The organism is Streptomyces sp. NPDC052687 (genome assembly GCF_040678395.1).
Classification (GTDB): Bacteria; Actinomycetota; Actinomycetes; order Streptomycetales; family Streptomycetaceae; genus Streptomyces.
The window spans coordinates 68,486-86,342 of record NZ_JBFATR010000007.1 but is presented as its reverse complement, the minus strand read 5'-3'; the positions used below and the strand labels follow the sequence as shown (position 1 = coordinate 86,342).

At 72.0% G+C, this 17,857-nt stretch carries 20 protein-coding genes; 8 read left to right on the top strand and 12 right to left on the bottom strand.

The features are described from left to right. Position 1 precedes the first annotated feature (1 nt). The 5 genes from AB0K92_RS10030 to AB0K92_RS10010 form a co-directional block, all read right to left on the bottom strand. Entirely contained in the window at positions 2-655 is a 654-nt protein-coding gene (locus AB0K92_RS10030) for a hypothetical protein (RefSeq protein WP_365921185.1), read from the bottom strand. Continuing rightward, positions 648-1,100, bottom strand: coding sequence for a hypothetical protein (locus AB0K92_RS10025; RefSeq protein WP_365921183.1), 453 nt, complete (start codon positions 1,098-1,100; stop codon positions 648-650). Before AB0K92_RS10025 ends, AB0K92_RS10030 begins: the two co-directional genes overlap by 8 nt. A gap of 84 nt (positions 1,101-1,184) precedes the next feature. Beyond that, a complete protein-coding gene (locus AB0K92_RS10020; RefSeq protein ID WP_365921181.1) occupies positions 1,185-2,036 on the bottom strand; it encodes a serine hydrolase in 852 nt (283 codons plus the stop codon). Positions 2,037-2,082: 46 nt separating this feature from the next. Further along, a complete protein-coding gene (locus AB0K92_RS10015) occupies positions 2,083-2,361 on the bottom strand; it encodes a hypothetical protein (protein WP_365921179.1) in 279 nt (92 codons plus the stop codon). Then, complete coding sequence (locus AB0K92_RS10010; protein WP_365921177.1) at positions 2,358-2,573, bottom strand: hypothetical protein; 216 nt, start codon at positions 2,571-2,573, stop codon at positions 2,358-2,360. The genes AB0K92_RS10015 and AB0K92_RS10010 overlap by 4 nt, the downstream gene beginning before the upstream one ends. Before the next feature lie 120 nt (positions 2,574-2,693). Here AB0K92_RS10010 and AB0K92_RS10005 point away from each other — a divergent pair, with 120 nt between their 5' ends. The 5 genes from AB0K92_RS10005 to AB0K92_RS09985 all read left to right on the top strand — a co-directional run bounded on the left by AB0K92_RS10005 (position 2,694) and on the right by AB0K92_RS09985 (position 5,374). Next, positions 2,694-3,491 (top strand): helix-turn-helix transcriptional regulator, encoded by a 798-nt coding sequence (locus tag AB0K92_RS10005; RefSeq protein WP_365921175.1) that lies wholly within the window; start codon positions 2,694-2,696, stop codon positions 3,489-3,491. After that, positions 3,484-3,705, top strand: a complete 222-nt coding sequence (locus AB0K92_RS10000) for a DUF397 domain-containing protein (protein WP_365921173.1) — start codon at positions 3,484-3,486, stop codon at positions 3,703-3,705. The genes AB0K92_RS10005 and AB0K92_RS10000 overlap by 8 nt, the downstream gene beginning before the upstream one ends. 49 nt (positions 3,706-3,754) lie before the next feature. Continuing rightward, positions 3,755-3,991 carry a DUF397 domain-containing protein gene (locus AB0K92_RS09995; RefSeq protein ID WP_365921171.1) on the top strand — a complete coding sequence of 79 codons (237 nt, stop codon included), beginning with the start codon at positions 3,755-3,757 and terminating at the stop codon, positions 3,989-3,991. 49 nt (positions 3,992-4,040) lie between these two features. Continuing rightward, positions 4,041-4,430 carry a hypothetical protein gene (locus tag AB0K92_RS09990; RefSeq protein ID WP_365921169.1) on the top strand — a complete coding sequence of 130 codons (390 nt, stop codon included), beginning with the start codon at positions 4,041-4,043 and terminating at the stop codon, positions 4,428-4,430. Between the two features lie 140 nt (positions 4,431-4,570). Next, complete coding sequence (locus AB0K92_RS09985) at positions 4,571-5,374, top strand: endonuclease (protein WP_365921167.1); 804 nt, start codon at positions 4,571-4,573, stop codon at positions 5,372-5,374. A 9-nt stretch (positions 5,375-5,383) separates the two neighbouring features. Here the strand turns inward: AB0K92_RS09985 and AB0K92_RS09980 are convergent, their stop codons facing one another. The 3 genes from AB0K92_RS09980 to AB0K92_RS09970 are packed head-to-tail and all read right to left on the bottom strand — an operon-like array spanning position 5,384 to position 9,640. Further along, positions 5,384-7,069: a thiamine pyrophosphate-binding protein gene (locus AB0K92_RS09980; RefSeq protein ID WP_365921165.1), complete on the bottom strand. Its 1,686-nt coding sequence runs from the start codon at positions 7,067-7,069 to the stop codon at positions 5,384-5,386. Beyond that, the gene (gene speB, locus AB0K92_RS09975; RefSeq protein WP_165998825.1) at positions 7,066-8,055 is read right to left on the bottom strand and encodes an agmatinase; all 990 of its coding nucleotides are present in this window, start codon (positions 8,053-8,055) and stop codon (positions 7,066-7,068) included. The genes AB0K92_RS09980 and speB overlap by 4 nt, the downstream gene beginning before the upstream one ends. A gap of 52 nt (positions 8,056-8,107) precedes the next feature. Further along, the gene (locus tag AB0K92_RS09970; protein WP_365921163.1) at positions 8,108-9,640 is read right to left on the bottom strand and encodes a sodium:solute symporter; all 1,533 of its coding nucleotides are present in this window, start codon (positions 9,638-9,640) and stop codon (positions 8,108-8,110) included. A 182-nt stretch (positions 9,641-9,822) separates the two neighbouring features. On the opposite strand from AB0K92_RS09970, the gene AB0K92_RS09965 reads away from it, so the two are divergent. Continuing rightward, positions 9,823-11,325 (top strand): PucR family transcriptional regulator, encoded by a 1,503-nt coding sequence (locus AB0K92_RS09965; RefSeq protein ID WP_365921161.1) that lies wholly within the window; start codon positions 9,823-9,825, stop codon positions 11,323-11,325. Between the two features lie 95 nt (positions 11,326-11,420). Next, on the top strand, positions 11,421-12,209 hold the full coding sequence (locus tag AB0K92_RS09960; protein ID WP_165998829.1) for a phosphatase: 789 nt from the start codon (positions 11,421-11,423) through the stop codon (positions 12,207-12,209). Here AB0K92_RS09960 and AB0K92_RS09955 read toward each other — a convergent pair. The 4 genes from AB0K92_RS09955 to AB0K92_RS09940 form a co-directional block, all read right to left on the bottom strand. Then, positions 12,148-12,672: a hypothetical protein gene (locus AB0K92_RS09955; protein WP_365921159.1), complete on the bottom strand. Its 525-nt coding sequence runs from the start codon at positions 12,670-12,672 to the stop codon at positions 12,148-12,150. The genes AB0K92_RS09960 and AB0K92_RS09955 overlap by 62 nt on opposite strands. A 306-nt stretch (positions 12,673-12,978) precedes the next feature. Then, entirely contained in the window at positions 12,979-13,845 is an 867-nt protein-coding gene (locus AB0K92_RS09950; RefSeq protein WP_365921157.1) for an acyl-CoA thioesterase II, read from the bottom strand. A 31-nt stretch (positions 13,846-13,876) separates the two neighbouring features. Beyond that, positions 13,877-15,034 carry an acyl-CoA dehydrogenase family protein gene (locus tag AB0K92_RS09945; protein ID WP_365921155.1) on the bottom strand — a complete coding sequence of 386 codons (1,158 nt, stop codon included), beginning with the start codon at positions 15,032-15,034 and terminating at the stop codon, positions 13,877-13,879. 493 nt (positions 15,035-15,527) lie between these two features. Beyond that, on the bottom strand, positions 15,528-16,154 hold the full coding sequence (locus tag AB0K92_RS09940; protein WP_365921153.1) for a TetR/AcrR family transcriptional regulator: 627 nt from the start codon (positions 16,152-16,154) through the stop codon (positions 15,528-15,530). A gap of 86 nt (positions 16,155-16,240) precedes the next feature. Here AB0K92_RS09940 and AB0K92_RS09935 point away from each other — a divergent pair, with 86 nt between their 5' ends. Next, positions 16,241-17,857, top strand: a complete 1,617-nt coding sequence (locus tag AB0K92_RS09935) for a carboxyl transferase domain-containing protein (RefSeq protein ID WP_365921151.1) — start codon at positions 16,241-16,243, stop codon at positions 17,855-17,857.

Sequence of the window (17,857 nt, the reverse complement as noted above, 5' to 3'; positions counted from 1 at the left end):
TTCAGTTGCCCCCGTTGTCACCCTGCTGCTGCGCCTGCCGGGCGCGTTCCTCCGGCGACGGGCCGAAGGTGTCGTCCAGCGCCTGGTTCCACTGGTCGTCGGAGATGCCGAGCGCGTCGTTGAGGATCTGCGACTGCCGGCCGCCCTGCCCCTCGGTCAGGACCGTCCGGCCGGTGTCCTTCCAGGTCTGCGCCATCTCCTGACCGGCCCGGTCGAAGGACTCCGGGCTCCAGTCCGGGTCGAGGGCGTCGGGTGTGAAGACGTCGCCCCAGTTCTGCCGCGTGATGTCCTCCTCGGAGGCGTGCGGGTTGCCGCCCATCACGGAGTTCACGCCCACCTTCAGCGCGCCCTGAACGTACTGGTCGTGCTCCCACTGGGTGCCCGCGGCGAGGCCGAGACGGTTGGCGATCTCGCTCGCGTCGTGCACCAGGGCGCGGACGCCCCACTCCCAGCGCTCGCAGAAGTCCTCGAAGTCGACCGACAGGCCGTGGTGGCCGGCCTCCATCCCCGTCATCGACAGCTCGGAGAAGCCCTTGCCCATCACCGAGCCGGTGGCGCCGCCCAGGTCGCCCAGCCCGTCGATGGTGGCGCCCACGCCCTTGGTGAACCGCGCCACCGCCGCCTTGTCGAAGTTCAGGTCCTTCCCGTCAGCCACGGTCGCCCCCCTCCGGCGCCCTACCGGCGTCGACGGCGGCACGGTCCGGGGCGGTAGCGGCGTCGACCGCGGCACCGTCCGGGACGATCCCGGTGACCGGCGGGAAGAACATCGACCCGTCCTCGTCGGCGATGTTCACGGCGAGACCGGCGGGCTCGCCCAGCGACGGCACGATCTCGTCGACGATGCGGGCACCCAGGAGCGCCGCGTAGTCCACCGGCCGCTCACCCGGCCCGTGCCGCAGGGCGAACCGGGCCAGCGCCGGCTCGTCCGTGAAGCCGCAGATCCACCGCACCCCGCCCGAACGCGCCGACCACAGGCCCCCGTCGGAGACGGGCACCAGCAGGATCGAGCGCCGCATCTCCCCCACCAGGGCGCGAGGATCGCCGACCCCCGCTCTCCGCTCGGCAATCCGCTCGGCCAATGCCGCCCTGGGCTGCTCCACGGCCCCTCCCTCGTCCGCTTCCACTGGTGGCACCGTGGAAACAGACGCGCGGGAAGGGGCCGGTGGTTCTGCCGGGGGCGCGGGTCAGGCGGCGGCCAGGTCGCGGTGGACGACCTTGGCGACGTTCTGGATGGTGGTGATGCCGTAGTTCATGGTGCTGTTGCCGTGGGTCAGCACGGTGATGGTGTAGTCGTGGCCGCCGCCCTTGAAGGCGCCGATGCTGTGGACCCGCCAGCCGTTGGTGGCGCGCGAGAGCCAGCCGTTCTTCACGGCGACGGTGACGCCGGCGGGGACGCCGTACGGGGTGCCCCAGCGCTGCGAGGAGACGACCTGGCTCATCAGCTTGAGGATGTAGGCGCGGGAGTTGTCGCTGAGGACGGTGTTCTTGGCGGTGATGAGCTTCAGCAGTTTCTGCTCGTCGGTCACCGTGATCTGGGTCAGTCCCCAGTAGCCGTTCGCACCGGGCTTGGTCTGGGTCATGCCCGCGGCGGCGAGGAAGCCCTTGATCTTCGTCATGCCGAGCTGCTTCCACAGGGTGCTCGTGGAGGCGTTGTCCGACTTGGTGATCATGGCCTTCGCGAGGCTCGCCTCACGGTCGGTGAGATACCGGCCCTGGTTCTTCGCGTCCCACAGCAGTGCGGCGAGGACCGTGACCTTGACCACACTCGCCGAGTCGAAGGCGGTGGAGGCGCGCAGCGTGCACGTCGTCTTGGTGCTGCGGTCGTACACACCGACGGCGATGGTGCCCTTGCGGTTGGCGAGGGCGGCGGTGATGTCCTTCTTCAGCTTCGCCGCGAGGGCGGCGTTCGCCGAGGTGCAGCTGACGGCGGGTGTGGCGGCGGCCGCCGGGGACGCGGCTGCCGCGGTGGATATGAGGGCGCCGGCGGCGAGAGTGGCGCCGAGCACGTGGGTACGGCGCGGTCTGAGGTGAGCCATGCCCTACTTGACTCACGGGCCTGGCCAACGGTTGCACGCACCGCTGTCACGGCAGGCCGGCACCCCGGCTCTCGGCGATTCGGTGGACGTCGGCCAGCGCCTCGCGCATGCGGGCGAGCGTGAAGCGGAGCTGCGCGGCGGTCGCGCGCTCGTCCGCGAGGAGGTCCGCCGCGTGGTCGAGCAGCCCCGCGGCCATGTCCAGTCGCACGCGCTCCACCGTGTCGGCCGACCGGGACAGGAGGCCGTTCCCGTCCGTGACGACGATGCAGCGCTTGCCGTCCGCCCCGGTCCAGGACAGCACCCGCCCGTGCGCGTCGCCCGTCACCTGCCCGCCTCCCTCTCCACCGCCGGCATGCCGAGCGAGCCGAGGCCGATCCCCGGCACCGCGGCCGGGCGGGCCGTACCCGGACGCGGCGGCCGCGGGCCGGCGGGGTGGACGGACGGCCGGTGGACGGCGGCACCGGGGCGCCGTCGGCGGCGCAGCAGCCGGAGCAGCGGTGCGGTGAGACCGGTGATGCGGGTGATGCGGTGGGACATGCCTCGACTCCTTGCGGTGTTCGCTCTCTGTGGTGATCCGCTCACAGACTGAGAGGAGCTTGGCTAGGCTCGCCAGGGGGTCGGGTGTGACCAGTCACTTGTCACAAGGGAGTTGATCCGGTGGGCACCATCTACGGCGATTGGCTCAAGCAGCAGCGCGAGGCGGCCGGCCTGACACAGCAGCAACTGGCCGACATGGCGATCATGACGCGTTCGCACATCGCCCACATCGAGGCGGGCCGCAGGGTGCCGTCGCGGGAGGACGCGCGACGGCTGGACAGGGCTCTGAACACGGGGAATGTGCTGAGCAGTTTCCTGCCGCGGGACGAGGACGTGTCGATCGCCGAGTACTTCGAGAAGGTCCGCGTACTCGAACAACAGGCGACAGCCATCCACGAGTTCGCGCTCGCATACTTTCCGGGCATCCTCCAAACGGAAGGGTACGCGCGTGCGGTTCTGGGCTCGGCGTTCCCTCCGGTGAGTGATGAGGAATGTGACAGGCGCGTTGTCACACGCCTTGAGCGCGCGAAGATCCTTCAAGACCCGGTGACACCCGTAGTGTTGGCAGTTTTGGACGAGACGGTGTTGCGGCGTCCCATCGGCGGTGCGGATGTCATGGCGGAGCAGATCATGCACGTGGTGCGTCTCGCCGAGAGCCGACGAATCCGCGTGCACGTGATGCCGTTCGAAGTAGGTCACCATCCCCTGGCGCACAGCATGCTCACGCTGCTGTGGTTCGAGGACCAACCGCCGCTGGCCTACACCGAGGGCGGCTACCTGGGGAAGCTCCACGACTCCCCGTCCGCCGTCCTGAAAATGCAGCATCGCTACGATCTCGCACTGGGCGACGCCCTGTCGCTCAAGGACTCACTGGCTCTGCTCAGGGCCACGGCGAAGGAGTACGGGCATCATGACTGACCGAGCCATCCCGAACGCGGCCGTGCTGAGCGGCTGGCGCAAGTCCTCGCACAGTGACAACAACGCCGGCAGCTGCCTCGAAGTCCTCGACAACCACCCCGCCGGCATCCCCGTCCGCGACTCCAAGAACCCGGCCGGCCCCGCCGTCGTCTTCCCGGCGGCCGGTTGGGCCTCGTTCGTCAGGGCGGTCGGGAACGGCACTCTCCCGGCCTGACCGGAGGGGCGGCTGCAGGAAGCGACTCACCGTAGGGAGCACGGGCACCATGACTGACCGCGCGATAACGAACGCGGCCACGCTGAACGGCTGGCGCAAGTCGTCCTACAGCGGCCCGGAGGCCGACAGCTGCCTCGAAGTCCTCGACAACCACCCCACCGGCATCCCCGTCCGCGACTCCAAGAACCCGGCCGGCCCCGCCGTGGTCTTCCCGGCGGCCGGTTGGGTCTCGTTCGTCGGTGCGGTGAGGGACGGTGAACTGCCGGTTCGGCCGGCGCTCACATGACGAGGCCGGGCAGCGGGTAGGACTACGCCGGGCCGGCGAAGGGGGCGCGGTGGGGCAGCGGAAGCGTGACATCGCACAGTCGTGCGGGCGGCTGTACGCGGCGCTGTGGGCGCTGGAACGTATCGGCGCCGGAACCGACGAGCTGGGCAGGCCGGGCCGCGCCCGTTACGTGATCACCAATGGCCCGGAGGACAAGTTGCGCCGGCTCCTGGACAAGGTGGGCGGCCAGCTGTACGAGGCGACGGCCAGGCAGCCGGAGGCGCGGGCCGCGGCGGCCCTGGAACTGGTGCGGGGCATCGCGGAGTTCATCCCGGCCGGCGGCATCCCCTCGGGCAACTTCAACCCCGAGGAGTGCGAGGCGTTCGAGCGGGGGTTCGCGGAGCAGCGGGCCATGTACGAGGAGAAGTGGAAGGACTTGCTGCCGGGCAAGACGGCCTGAGCGGGCCGCTCTCGCGCCGAGTGACGCGAGTTGTCCGTTCCCGTCATCCAACCGACACCCACCTGTCACCCATTTGACTGCATGTCCATGCCACTCTCCCGGGTGCCGCCTCCGATCAACCCGCGTAGATGGGACCCCACATGCTGGCGACACGCACCCGCCGCTGGAAGTCAGTGGCCCTGGTCACGGCCGCCGTCCTGGCCGGCCTCACCACCCCCGCCCTCACCGCCACCCCCGCGGCGGCGACCACGACGGCGTACGACTCGACGTACTACAAGAACGCCGTGGGCAAGACGGGCACCAGCCTCAAGACCTCGCTGCACACCATCATCAGCAGCCAGAACAAGCTGTCCTACTCGGCGCTCTGGGAGGCGCTGAAGGTCACCGACCAGGACCCGGCGAACAGCAACAACGTCAAACTGCTGTACTCGGGCATCTCCCGCAGCAAGACCCTCAACGGCGGTGACGTCGGCGACTGGAACCGCGAGCACGTGTGGGCCATCAGCCACGGCGACCTCACCACCTCGACCGGTCCGGGCACCGACCTGCACCACATCCGCCCGGAGGACGTCCAGGTCAACGGGATACGGGGCAACAAGGACTTCGACAACGGCGGCAGCGGCTTCACCGACTCCGGCGGCAGCCTCACCGACTCCAACTCCTTCGAGCCGCGCGACGCCGTCAAGGGCGACGTGGCCCGCATGATCTTCTACATGATCGTCCGGTACGAGGGCGGCGACGGCTGGGCCGACCTGGAGGGCAACGACAGCGTCAGCAACGGCAGCAACCCGTACATGGGCCGGCTGTCGGTGCTCAAGCAGTGGAACGACGAGGACCCGCCGGACGCCTTCGAGGAGCGCCGCAACCAGGTCATCTACGACACCTACCAGAAGAACCGGAACCCGTTCATCGACCACCCGGAGTGGGTCGAGGCGATCTGGTAGGACCCGCGCTCAGCCCAGGTGCGTCGGTGCGAACATCCGCAGCAGTGCCGGGAGGACGACCACCGACGGGCCCGGCGTCGCCAGTGCCTTCGCCAGGTCCGACTCCAGCGACTCGGGGGTCGTCCGCACGCCGGGCACCCCGAAGGACTCCGCCAGGGCCGCGTAGTCGGGGCGGGTCAGTTCCGTCGCCGTGGCCTGGCCGAAGGCGTCCGTCATGTACTCGCGGAGGATGCCGTAGCCGCCGTCGTCGACGATGAGCCAGGTGACGTTCAGGTCGTACTGGCGGGCCGTGGCCAGTTCGGCGATGGAGTAGAGGGCGCCGCCGTCGCCGGAGACGGCGAGGACCGGGGTCGTCGGGTCGGCCGCGGCGGCGCCGAGGGCGGCCGGGAAGCCGTAGCCGAGGCCGCCGGCGCCCTGGGCGGAGTGCATGCGGTTGGGGCCCTGGGGGTCGAAGGCGGACCAGGCCCAGTAGGCGAGGATCGTCATGTCCCAGAAGGAGGGCGCCCGCGCGGGCAGGGCCCGGCGGACCGACGCCAGCACCCGCTGCTCCAGGGTGAGGTCCTGCGCGGCGAGGCGCGCGGCCACCTTGTCGAGGACCTCCCGGACGCGCGCCGGGGCCGTGGCGTCCTCCCGCTCGCGCGTCGTCTCCAGCAGTGCCTGGAGGGCGAGGCGGGCGTCCGCGTGGATGCCGAGCGCCGGGTGGTTGGACTCCAGCTTGCCGAGGTCGGCCTCGATCTGGACGATCCGGCCGCGCGGCTTGAACGTGTAGTAGTTCGAGGAGAGTTCGCCGAGGCCGGAGCCGACCACCAGCAGGACGTCGGCGTCCTCCAGGAAGTCGGTGGTGTGGCGGTCCTCCAGCCAGGACTGGAGGGAGAGCGGGTGTTCCCAGGGGAAGGCGCCCTTGCCGCCGAAGGTGGTGACGACCGGTGCCTGGAGCTTCTCCGCGAGCTGCCGCAGCTTCTTCGAGGCGTCCGCGCGGACCACTCCCCCGCCCGCGATGATCGCCGGGCGCTCGGCGTGCGAGAGCAGGTGGGCGGCCACGGCCGTGAGTTCGGGGCGCGGGACCAGGTCCTCCGGGGTGGCGTCCACCCCGGTCACCACCGGCAGGTGCGTCTCGGCGAGCAGCACGTCCTGCGGGATCTCCACCCACACGGGCCCGTGCGGAGCGGTCAGCGCCGACTTCCAGGCGGCGGCGATCGCGGACGGGATCTGGGACTGGGTGCGCACGGTGTGGACGGACTTCACCACGCCGCGGAAGGACGCGGCCTGGTCGGGGAGTTCGTGCAGGTAGCCGTGGCGGCCGCCGCCCAGGCCGGCCGTCGGGATCTGGCTGCTGACGGCGAGGACGGGCGCCGAGGCCGCCGCCGCCTCCTGGAGCGCCGCCAGTGACGTCAGCGCGCCCGGTCCCGTCGACAGCAGGAGCGGGGCCGCCTCGCCGGTGATCCGGCCGTACGCGTCCGCCGCGAAGGCGGCGTTGTTCTCCACCCGCAGCCCGATGTAGCGCAGGTCGGAGCGGCGCAGGGCGTCGAACATGCCGAGGGCGTGCTGGCCGGGCAGCCCGAACACGGTGGTCGCGCCCAGCCCGGCCAGCGTCTCCACGACCAGGTCTCCGCCGGTGCGGCCGGGGGGAGGGTTCAGCGCGGCCTCCGTCTGGGCGGCCGTCGGGCGGAGTTCCAGGTCGTGGTCGTGGGTCACTTGCCCTCGTTCTCCTTACCGGCCTCGCGGGCCGCCGCGATCTGCCGGGACATGATCGTCGTGAGTTCGTACGCCGTGTGGGAGGCCGCCACGGAGGTGATCTCCGCGTGGTCGTACGCGGGGGCCACCTCGACGACGTCCGCCGACACCAGGTTGCAGGACGCGAGGCCGCGCAGGATCTCCAGCAGCTCGCGGGAGGTCATGCCGCCCGCCTCCGGGGTGCCGGTGCCGGGGGCGTGGGCCGGGTCGAGGCAGTCGATGTCGATGGAGATGTACAGCGGGCGGTCGCCGATGCGCTGGCGCAGCTGGTCGGCGATCTCGTCGGCGCCGCGGCGGTAGACGTCGGCGGAGGTGACGATGCCGAAGCCCATCTTCTCGTCGTCGGTGAGGTCCTGCTTGCCGTAGAGCGGGCCGCGGGTGCCGACGTGGGAGAGGGCCGAGGTGTCGAGGATGCCCTCCTCGACGGCGCGGCGGAACGGGGTGCCGTGGGTGTACTCGGCGCCGAAGTAGGTGTCCCAGGTGTCGAGGTGGGCGTCGAAGTGGAGCAGGGCGACCGGGCCGTGCTTCTTCGCGACCGAGCGCAGCAGCGGCAGGGCGATGGTGTGGTCGCCGCCGAGGGTCATCAGGCGGGCGCCGGTGGAGAGGAGGTCGTCGGCGGCGGCCTCGACGGTCTCCACGGCCTCGTTGATGTTGAACGGGTTGACGGCGATGTCGCCGCCGTCCGCGACCTGGGCGAGGGCGAACGGGGAGGCGTCCTGCGCCGGGTTGTACGGGCGCAGGAGGCGGGAGGCCTCGCGGATGGCGTTGCCGCCGAAGCGGGCGCCCGGCCGGTACGAGACGCCCGAGTCGAACGGCACGCCGATCACGGCGACATCGGCGGTGCCGACCTCGTCGAGGCGCGGCAGCCGGGCGAAGGTCGCGGGGCCGGCGTACCGCGGGACGCGGGAGGAGTCGACCGGGCCGCGGGGCGTCTCGTTGCTGCTCATGGGGAAATGCCTTCTTTCTTACGCTTCGTCGCGCAGGTACTGCTCAGTACCACTACTGACCGGTATACGACTCTACTGTGGAGTCGCCACCGCTTCGGACACGGGTTCGGGTGCCGTCCGTCGCTTCGGAGGCCGTCGCTTCGGAGGCCGTCGGTTCGGGTGCCGCCCGGCCGGCGAGCCGGTCGCGCCAGGCGGCGAGCACCGCCTCGTCGGTCGGCTCGGTCGCCAGGGAGACGACGACGTAGGCGGCGAGGGAGGCCAGGAGGCCGTAGTAGACGGGCTGGTTGGCGAGGATGCCGTAGGCCGCCATCAGGCCGGTGACGGCGAGGCCGCCGACGGCGACGGAGGCGAGCGCGCCCGCCGCGGTGCCGCGCCGCCACAGCAGCCCGCCGAGGATCGGCACCAGCAGCCCGCCGACGAGCAGGTTGTACGCCACGGTCAGCGCCTCGACGACGTCGTTGAGCGCGATGGCGGTGAGGATCACGGCGACGCCCATGAGGAGGATGAAGGCCCGGTTGCCCTTGACCTCGTCGTGCTCCTCGCCCGCGGGCCGCACGGCCCCCCGCAGCCGCGCCCAGATGTCGTTGTTGGCGACGGTCGCGCAGGCGATGAGGGCCCCGGAGGACGTCGACATCACGGCGGCCAGCGCGGCGGCGAGCACCAGCCCGCGCACGCCCGTCGGCAGCTCGTCCCGGACGATGGTGGCGAAGGCGTCGTCGGCGCTCGCGAGGTCCGGGTACAGCACCTTGGCCGCCGTACCGATGACCGCGCCGCCCACGGCGTACGCCAGGCAGTAGGTGCCCGCGACGGTGCCGCCCCACCGGGCGGTGCGGTCGCTGCGGGCGGTGAACACGCGCTGCCAGATGTCCTGGCCGATGAGCATGCCGAAGGTGTAGATCAGCACGTACGTGAAGATCGTCTCGCCGCCGATGCCCAGCGGGTCGAAGTAATCGGTGGGCAGCTGCGCCTTCATCTCGCCGAAGCCCCCCGCCTTGACGACGGCGATGGGCAGGAGCAGAAGCAGCACGCCGACGGTCTTCACCACGAACTGCACCATGTCGGTGAGCGTGATCGACCACATGCCGCCGAGGGTGGAGTACGCGACGACGATCGAGCCGCCGAGGACGATCGCGAGGGTGCGGTTCACGTCGAAGAGGACGTCGAAGATCGTGGCGTAGGCGATGGTGGACGTGACCGCGAGCATGAGGGTGTACGCCCACATGACGACACCGGAGATCACCCCGGCCCGGCCGCCGTAGCGCAGGTCGAGCATCTCGGAGACGGTGTAGACCTTCAGGCGGGCGATCCGCGCGGAGAAGAAGACGGACAGGGCGAGCAGCCCGAGCCCGATGGTGAGGACCATCCACGCGCCGGAGAGGCCGTACTGGTAGCCGAGGCCCACCCCGCCGATGGTGGAGGCGCCGCCGAGGACGATCGCCGCCATGGTGCCGGAGTACATGGCCGGGCCGAGCCGGCGGCCCGCCACCAGGAACTCGCTCTTGGACCGGGCGCGGCGCATGCCCCACCAGCCCATGGCCAGCATCCCGGCCAGATAGACGACGATCACGATGTAGTCGACGGCCATGGGGCCTCCTTCGCGCACTCCCGGTGGCGTGTCGTGCAATGGCGTTTGCCCGGTGGCTCGTCGCGGGGACAACCGCCCGTACCCGCGGCCGCCGGCCGCGACCGACAGTAGGTGGCCGGAAAGCGACTGCGAAGTGTACGTTTCATCCACTTGAACGGAACGGGATGGAGGAATCGCACATCATGCCCGACACGCCGCCGCCCGTTCCCCCCACCCCGCCGATCCCGCTCTCCGCGCTCCTCGCCCGCGAGGACCTGGCGCTGCGCCAGATCGCCGGACCGCCGGCCGCGGACGTCTCGATCCACTCCGCGCACACCTCGGAGATGTCCGACCCCTACCCGTACATCCTGGGCGGCGAGCTGCTGCTGACGGCGGGCGTGCACGTCCCGCAGGCGGCGGGCTCGGACGGGGGCGCCTGCGGCCCGAGCGGAGCCGAGGGTTCGGGGGGCTACTTCGACGCGTACGTCTCACGTCTGGTCGAGGCCGGCGGCGCGGCGCTGGGCTTCGGCCTCGCCCCGGTGCACGACACGGTCCCGCGCGCCCTGGTCGCCGCCTGCGAGACGTACGGCCTGCCCCTCCTGGAGGTGCCCCCGCAGACCACCTTCTCCGGTGTCGCCCGCGCCGTCTGGCAGCTGATGGCCCAGGCGCGTCTCGCGGAACTGCGCCGGGTGACCGAGGCCCAGCAGAGCCTCGCCGCCGCGGCGGCCCGCCCGGACCCGGTCCCGTCCGTCCTGCGCCGGCTGGCCCAGCGGGTCGCGGGCAGGGCGGTGCTGTACGGCCCGGAGGGGACGGAGATCGCGGCGGCGGGCCGGGCACCGGACGAGGCGGCGCTCACGGCCCTCACCGACCTGGTCCACGTCCTGACCGCGCGCGCCTCCGCCACCACCGCCACCGACACCGTCGCGGGCACCCACCTCGCGGTCTACGCCCTGGGCACCGGCCAGGGCTTCGTCCTCGGCGTGGCCTGCCCGCACCGGGACCCCGGCGACCACACCATCGCGTCCGTCGCCGCCGTCCTCCTCGCCCTCCTCACCGGCGAGCACCAGAGCGGCACCGGCGCGGCCCGCTCCTCCGCCCTGGTCCGGCTGCTCCTGGGCGCCCCGCCCGAGGAGGTCGCGCCCCTCCTCGGCGCGACGGACCACTGGCTCGTCGTCCACGCGGTCCCACAGGCCGGGGCCGCCCCCGACCCGGTCGCGGCCGCCGCCCTGGGCACGGCGCTGGGCTCCCCCCTCGTCGACACCGCGGGCGACGTCGTCCGCGTCCTCCTGCCCGCCGGGCACACCCCCGCCCCGCCCCCCGGCTGGACCCTCGGCGTCAGCGCCCCCGCCGGCCCGGACGCCCTGGCCGACGCGGACACCCAGGCGGCCCGCGCCCTCTCCCGCGCCCGCGCCACCCGCACCCCGGTGGTGCACCACAACCCGCGCCCCACCCTGACGGACCTGGTCCCCCCAGCCGAGGCCGCCGCCCACGCCCGCGCCCTCCTGGCCCCCCTCGCCCCGCCCCTGCCCGAGACCCTGCGCACCTGGCTCTCCCTGCACGGCAGCTGGGACCGCACCGCGGTCGCCCTCTCCGTCCACCGCAACACCGTCCGCCAGCGCATCGCGCGGTGCGCGGCACTGCTGGGGGCGGACCTGGACGATCCGGATGTGCGCATGGAGTTGTGGTTCGCGTTGCGGCAGGTGTAGGCGGGGATCGGGCGGGCGTGACCGCGGGCGTGATCCACATCCCAGACCCCGCGACGTCAAGGACGGACACGCGCGACTGCCTCACAATGAGAACCATGCCGATACCCGGGACCCCCAGCCGCGCCGAACTCGTCGACCATCTCGTGAGGACCCGTATCGCGGGGGACGTCGCCACGCCCCGTGAGAACAACCTCTCGCACTACCGCCAGCTGGCGAACGGCAACCGCCACTACTGGCTCGGCCTGGAGCTGGGTGAGCGCTGGAGCGACGAGCAGGACGTGCTCGCGGTGATGGCGGAGCGGGCCGGGGTGAACGACGACCCGGAGTACCGGTACGGCCAGGACACCATCGACCCGGAGTTGACCGTCTCCGGGCTGGAGCGGATGGCGGCGCGGCTGCGCAAGGCGGCCGACGGGCGGCAGCGCGTGCTGTTCGCGACCGGTCACCCGGGCGGGCTGCTCGACGTGCACCGGGCGACGGCCGCCGCGCTGCGGGCCGCGGGCTGCGAGATCGTCGTCATCCCGGACGGCCTCCAGACGGACGAGGGCTACGTCATGCAGTTCGCGGACGTGGCGGTGCTGGAGCACGGCGCGACCCTGTGGCACACCCACTCCGGCGAGCCGATGAAGGCCATCCTGACCGGGCTGGAGCGCGAGGGCCGTCCGCTGCCCGACCTGGTCGTCGCCGACCACGGCTGGGCGGGGTACGCCGGGCAGCACGGGGTGGACTCGGTGGGTTACGCCGACTGCAACGACCCGGCGCTGTTCCTCGCCGAGGCGGAGGGCACCGTCCAGGTGACGGTGCCGCTCGACGACCACGTGGTCAGTCCTCGGTACTACGACCCGATGACGGCCTACCTCCTGGCGGAGGCGGGGCTGGCGTAGGCGACAGGCGCACCGCCGGAAGACCGGCCGCCGCCGGGAGCGTGATCACTCCCCCGATCACCTGGCCGACCCGGGCCCGCCCCGTGAGGAACGCCAGCCGGTTCAGCAGGGCGTACCCCTCGGCCAGCACCACCTCGTGGCCCGCGTAGGACTCCAGGTTGAGCACGGCCGCCTCGACCAGGCCGATCTCGCTGACGAGCATCGGGACGGCGGAGCGGCCCAGCGCGTGCGCGGCGCCGGCGCGTTCGTACAGCGCCGTGACGAGCGGGGAGCCGCTGGCGTCGGCGATCGTCGACGCGGAGGCGTCGCTGAGGGTGCGCAGCTGCGTCCGGGCGTGGAGCGTGACCCGTTCGATCGCCCGCAGCTCGTCCATGGTGATCTCGAACGCCAGCGGCGGCGGTAACGCGGCGGTGGCCGGGGCCTCCTGGGCGGCGCGCCTGCGGCGTCTTCCGAAGAGCGGCACGGCGACGGGTCTCCTCACGGACGGGCAGCCCTGAGCAGCCGTCCCGGCGGGAGCCGGTACGGCGAACTCCGTGGCAGCGCGGGTCAGATGGCGTGGGGAGACCGTAAGCGACCCTTCTGACAGGGGTGAAGCGCTTTCGATGATAGAGGTGGAACGGTCAACAAGTCTGGCCAATGCCTGACGAATGTGTGAACGGGTACGGCGGACCGGGCGGGCGCGCCGGCCGCCGCACCGTCGAGCCGTCGAGCCGTCGAGCCGTCACACCGGCATAACGGCATAACGGCATAACGGCACACCGGCATACCGTCACCGCGGTACGCGGACGACGCCCTCCTGGATCACCGAGACGGCGAGCCGGCCGTCGCGGGTGTAGATGCGGGCCTGGCCGAGACCGCGCCCGCCGTACGCCGACGGGGACTCCTGGTCGTACAGCAGCCACTCGTCGGCGCGGAACGGGCGGTGGAACCACATCGCGTGGTCCAGCGAGGCGCCGACCACGTCGCCGACGGCCCAGCCGCCGCGGCCGTGCGCGAGCAGGACCGAGTCGAGCAGCGTCATGTCGGAGACGTAGGTGGCCAGCGCGATGTGCAGCAGGGGGTCGTCGGCGAGCTTGCCGTCGGTGCGGAACCACACCTGGGAGCGCGGCTCGCGCGGGGCGCCGTAGTGGCCGAACGGCGGGTCGTCGACGTAGCGCAGGTCGACCGCGGCCCGCGCCTCGATGAACCGCTCCACGACCTGCGGGTCGAGGTGCGGGTAGCCGCGCAGCCGGTCCTCGCCGGTCGGCAGGGTCGCCGGGTCGGGGGCGGGCGGCATCGGCGCCTGGTGGTCCAGGCCCTCCTCGTCCGTCTGGAAGGAGGCGGACAGGCCGAAGACCGGCTTGCCGTGCTGGACGGCGACGACGCGGCGCGTGGTGAAGGAGCGGCCGTCGCGCAGCCGGTCGACCGTGTACACGATGGGCGCGCCGGGGTCGCCGGTGCGCAGGAAGTACGCGTGCAGGGAGTGGGGCGTGCGGTCCGCCGGGACCGTACGGCCCGCGGCGACCAGCGCCTGTGCCGCGACCTGTCCGCCGAAGACCCGGGGGACGACGGCGGACCGGGAGCGGCCGCGGAAGATGTTCTCCTCGATCTGTTCGAGGTCGAGCAGACCGAGGAGGTCGTCGAGTGCCTGACTCATCGCCACTCAGCGGGAGTTGGGGGACCGTTGCTTACAGGCCCATGTCCTTGGCGATGATCGTCTTCATGATCTCGCTGGTGCCGCCGTAGATGCGGTTGACGCGGTTGTCGGCGTACAGGCGGGCGATCGGGTACTCGTTCATGTAGCCGTAGCCGCCGTGCAGCTGGAGGCAGCGGTCGATCACGCGGTGCGCGACCTCGGTGCAGAACAGCTTCGCGGAGGCGGCCTCGGCGGGGGTCAGCTCGCCGGCGTCGAGGGCTTCGAGCGCCCGGTCGGCGACGGCCTCGGCCGCGTCCACCTCGGCCTGGCAGGCGGCGAGTTCGAACTTGGTGTTCTGGAAGGCGGCGACGGGCTTGCCGAACACCGTCCGCTCCTGCACGTACTGCTTGGCGAACCGGACGGCGGCCTTGGCCTGCGCGTAGGCGCCGAAGGCGATGCCCCAGCGCTCGGAGGGCAGGTTGGCGCCGAGGTAGGAGAAGCCCTTGTTCTCCTCGCCGAGCAGGTCCTCGACCGGGACCTTCACGTCGACGAACGCCAGCTCGGCGGTGTCGGAGACCTTCAGGCCGAGCTTGTCCAGCTTGCGGCCGACGGAGTAGCCCTCGGACTTGGTGTCCACGGCGAAGAGCGAGATGCCGTAGCGGCGGTCCTCGGCGGTGGGCGGGGCGGTGCGGGCGCAGACGATCACCTTGTCGGCGTGGACGCCGCCGGTGATGAAGGTCTTGGCGCCGTTGAGGACGTAGTGCGTGCCGTCCTCGCTGAGCTTGGCGGTGGTCTTCATGCCGGCCAGGTCCGAGCCCGTGCCCGGCTCGGTCATGGCGATGGCCCACATCTCCTCGCCGGAGACGAACTTGGGCAGGTAGCGCTTCTTCTGCTCGTCGGTGGCGAGCATCTTGATGTACGGCAGAGCGAGCAGCACGTGCACGCCGGAGCCGCCGAAGGTGACGCCCGCGCGGGCGGTCTCCTCGTACTGGATCGCCTCGAACTTGTGCGTCTCCAGACCGGCGCCGCCGTACTCCTCCGGCACGTTGATGCCGAACAGGCCCAGCTCGGCGAGCTTGTAGTAGAACTCGCGCGGCGCCTGGCCGGCCTGGAACCACTCGTCGTAGACCGGGACGACCTCGGCCTCGATGAAGGCGCGCAGGGTCTCCCGGAACGCCTCGTGATCCTCGTTGAACACCGTACGGCGCACGCCGCCACCTCCACCGGTACGTATCTAAGCGCTTGCTCAGGCTTACCGTACCGGCGAGTAGGGAGGGGAGTCCAGAGCGGGGCGGTGGTAACGCTCGTCACGCCCGCCGCGCCCACGGCCCCCTTCGGGCGACGGTTTTGACGAATGGGCGCCGGTTGTCCGACGAGTGGGCGCCGGTTCCCCGACGGACGGCATGAGCCGCCGTCAGCCCCGCGCCTGCGGCGGCGGGCACCGAGGCGGATCCGGGCGGCCTTCACCCGCGCGGCGCAGAAGACGCCGGAAACCCCCCGCGCGGGGCCCCGGGCCGGCCGGCCCGCGCGGTCGCGCGGCTTCGCCAGGCCGGGCATGCCGTTCCGCACTCCGATGGCGGTGCCGGAGGCGGGAGTGTCCGGGGCCGGGAAGACCCCCGGGCCGGCGGCGGGCAGCGCGGACGGGGCCGCCGTGGCGGCGGGCTACCGCCCGCGCGGAGAAGGCCTCCGCCCGCCGGGAACGGTCACTGCGCGGCGGAGTTGGAGCCCGCCGCCGCGAACGCCCCCCGGGCCATCCGGTGCAGCAGCTCCGCCGTCGCCCCGCGGCCCGGCAGGGAGCCGCGGCGGCCCAGGTGGGGGGTGGAGTTCAGCAGGCCGAAGACGGAGTGGACGGCCGAGCGGGCGGCGGGCTCGGCGAGGGCGGGGTAGACCTTGCGCAGGACGTCCACCCACAGCTCGACGTACTGCCGCTGGAGCTGGCGGACCAGCTTGCGGTCGCTCTCCCGGAGGCGGTCCAGCTCGCGGTCGTGCAGGGTGATGAGGGGACGGTCGTCGAGCGCGAAGTCGATGTGGCCCTCGATGAGCGAGTCGAGGACCGTCTCCGGGGCCGCCCCGTCGGCTCCCCCGGCGCCCTCCGCCTCCTTCAGGCGCTGCCTCGCCCCGGTCAGGAGCTGGCCGGAGATGCCGACCAGCAGCTCGGCGAGCATCGCGTCCTTGCCCGCGAAGTGGCGGTAGAGCCCGGGGCCGCTGATGCCGACCGCGGCGCCTATCTCGTCCACGCCGACGCCGTGGAAGCCGCGCTCGGCGAAGAGCCGGGCGGCCTCCTTGAGGATCTGCTCGCGGCGGGTGGGGGCGTCGGTTCTCGTGGCCATGGAAGCAATTCTAGACAGGGAGGTTAGCGGTCGTTAACCTGGAGGAAATGCGTTAACGCTCATTAACAAGGTGAGGGGACCGCAGGATGGACCAGGCACCGGAGCTGACGACCGCGGTGGATCCCGCGTCGGAGGCCTGGCAGGCCAACGAGGCGGCGCATCGCGCGCTGGTCGAGGAGCTGCGCGGCAAGCTGGCCGCCGCCCGGCTCGGGGGTGGTGAGAAGGCGCGCGCCCGGCACACCGCGCGCGGCAAGCTGCTGCCGCGCGACCGCGTGGACACACTGCTCGACCCGGGTTCGCCCTTCCTTGAGCTGGCCCCGCTGGCGGCGGACGGGATGTACGACGGGCAGGCGCCGGCCGCGGGGGTGATCGCGGGGATCGGCCGGGTCAGCGGACGCGAGTGCGTGATCGTCGCCAACGACGCCACCGTCAAGGGCGGGACGTACTACCCGATGACGGTGAAGAAGCACCTGCGCGCCCAGGAAGTCGCCCTGGAGAACCGGCTGCCCTGCCTCTATCTCGTGGACTCCGGCGGCGCCTTCCTGCCGATGCAGGACGAGGTGTTCCCGGACCGCGACCACTTCGGGCGGATCTTCTACAACCAGGCCCGGATGTCGGGCGCCGGCATCCCGCAGATCGCCGCCGTGCTCGGCTCCTGCACGGCCGGCGGCGCCTATGTGCCCGCGATGAGCGACGAGGCCGTGATCGTGCGCAACCAGGGCACGATCTTCCTCGGCGGCCCCCCGCTGGTGAAGGCCGCGACCGGCGAGGTCGTCACCGCCGAGGAGCTGGGCGGCGGCGAGGTGCACTCCCGGATCTCCGGTGTCACGGACCACCTCGCCGAGGACGACGCGCACGCCCTGCGGATCGTGCGGAACATCGTCGCCACCCTGCCGGAGCGCCGGGGCGTCCCGTGGGAGGTGCGGCCCGCCGTCGAGCCCAAGGTCGACCCGTACGGGCTGTACGGGGCGGTCCCGGCCGACCCGCGCACCCCGTACGACGTCCGGGAGATCATCGCCCGCGTCGTCGACGGCTCGCGGTTCGCCGAGTTCAAGTCCGAGTTCGGGCAGACCCTGGTCACCGGCTTCGCCCGGATCCACGGCCACCCGGTCGGCATCGTCGCCAACAACGGCATCCTGTTCGCCGAGTCCGCCCAGAAGGGCGCCCACTTCATCGAGCTGTGCGACCAGCGCGGCATCCCGCTGGTGTTTCTGCAGAACATCTCCGGCTTCATGGTCGGCAAGGACTACGAGGCGGGCGGCATCGCCAAGCACGGCGCCAAGATGGTGACGGCGGTCGCCTGCACGCGCGTGCCGAAGCTGACCGTGGTGGTCGGCGGGTCGTACGGCGCGGGGAACTACTCGATGTGCGGCCGGGCGTACTCGCCGCGCTTCCTGTGGATGTGGCCCAACGCCAAGATCTCCGTCATGGGCGGCGAGCAGGCCGCCTCCGTCCTCGCCACCGTCAAACGGGACCAGCTCCAGGCCCGCGGCGAGGAGTGGCCGACCGAGGAGGAAGAGGCCTTCAAGGCCCCGATCCGCGCGCAGTACGAGCGGCAGGGGAATGCCTACTACGCCACCGCCCGTCTGTGGGACGACGGCGTCATCGACCCGCTGGAGACCCGGCAGGTGCTGGGCCTGGCCCTGACGGCCTGCGCGAACGCCCCGCTGGGCGAGCCGCAGTTCGGCGTCTTCCGGATGTGA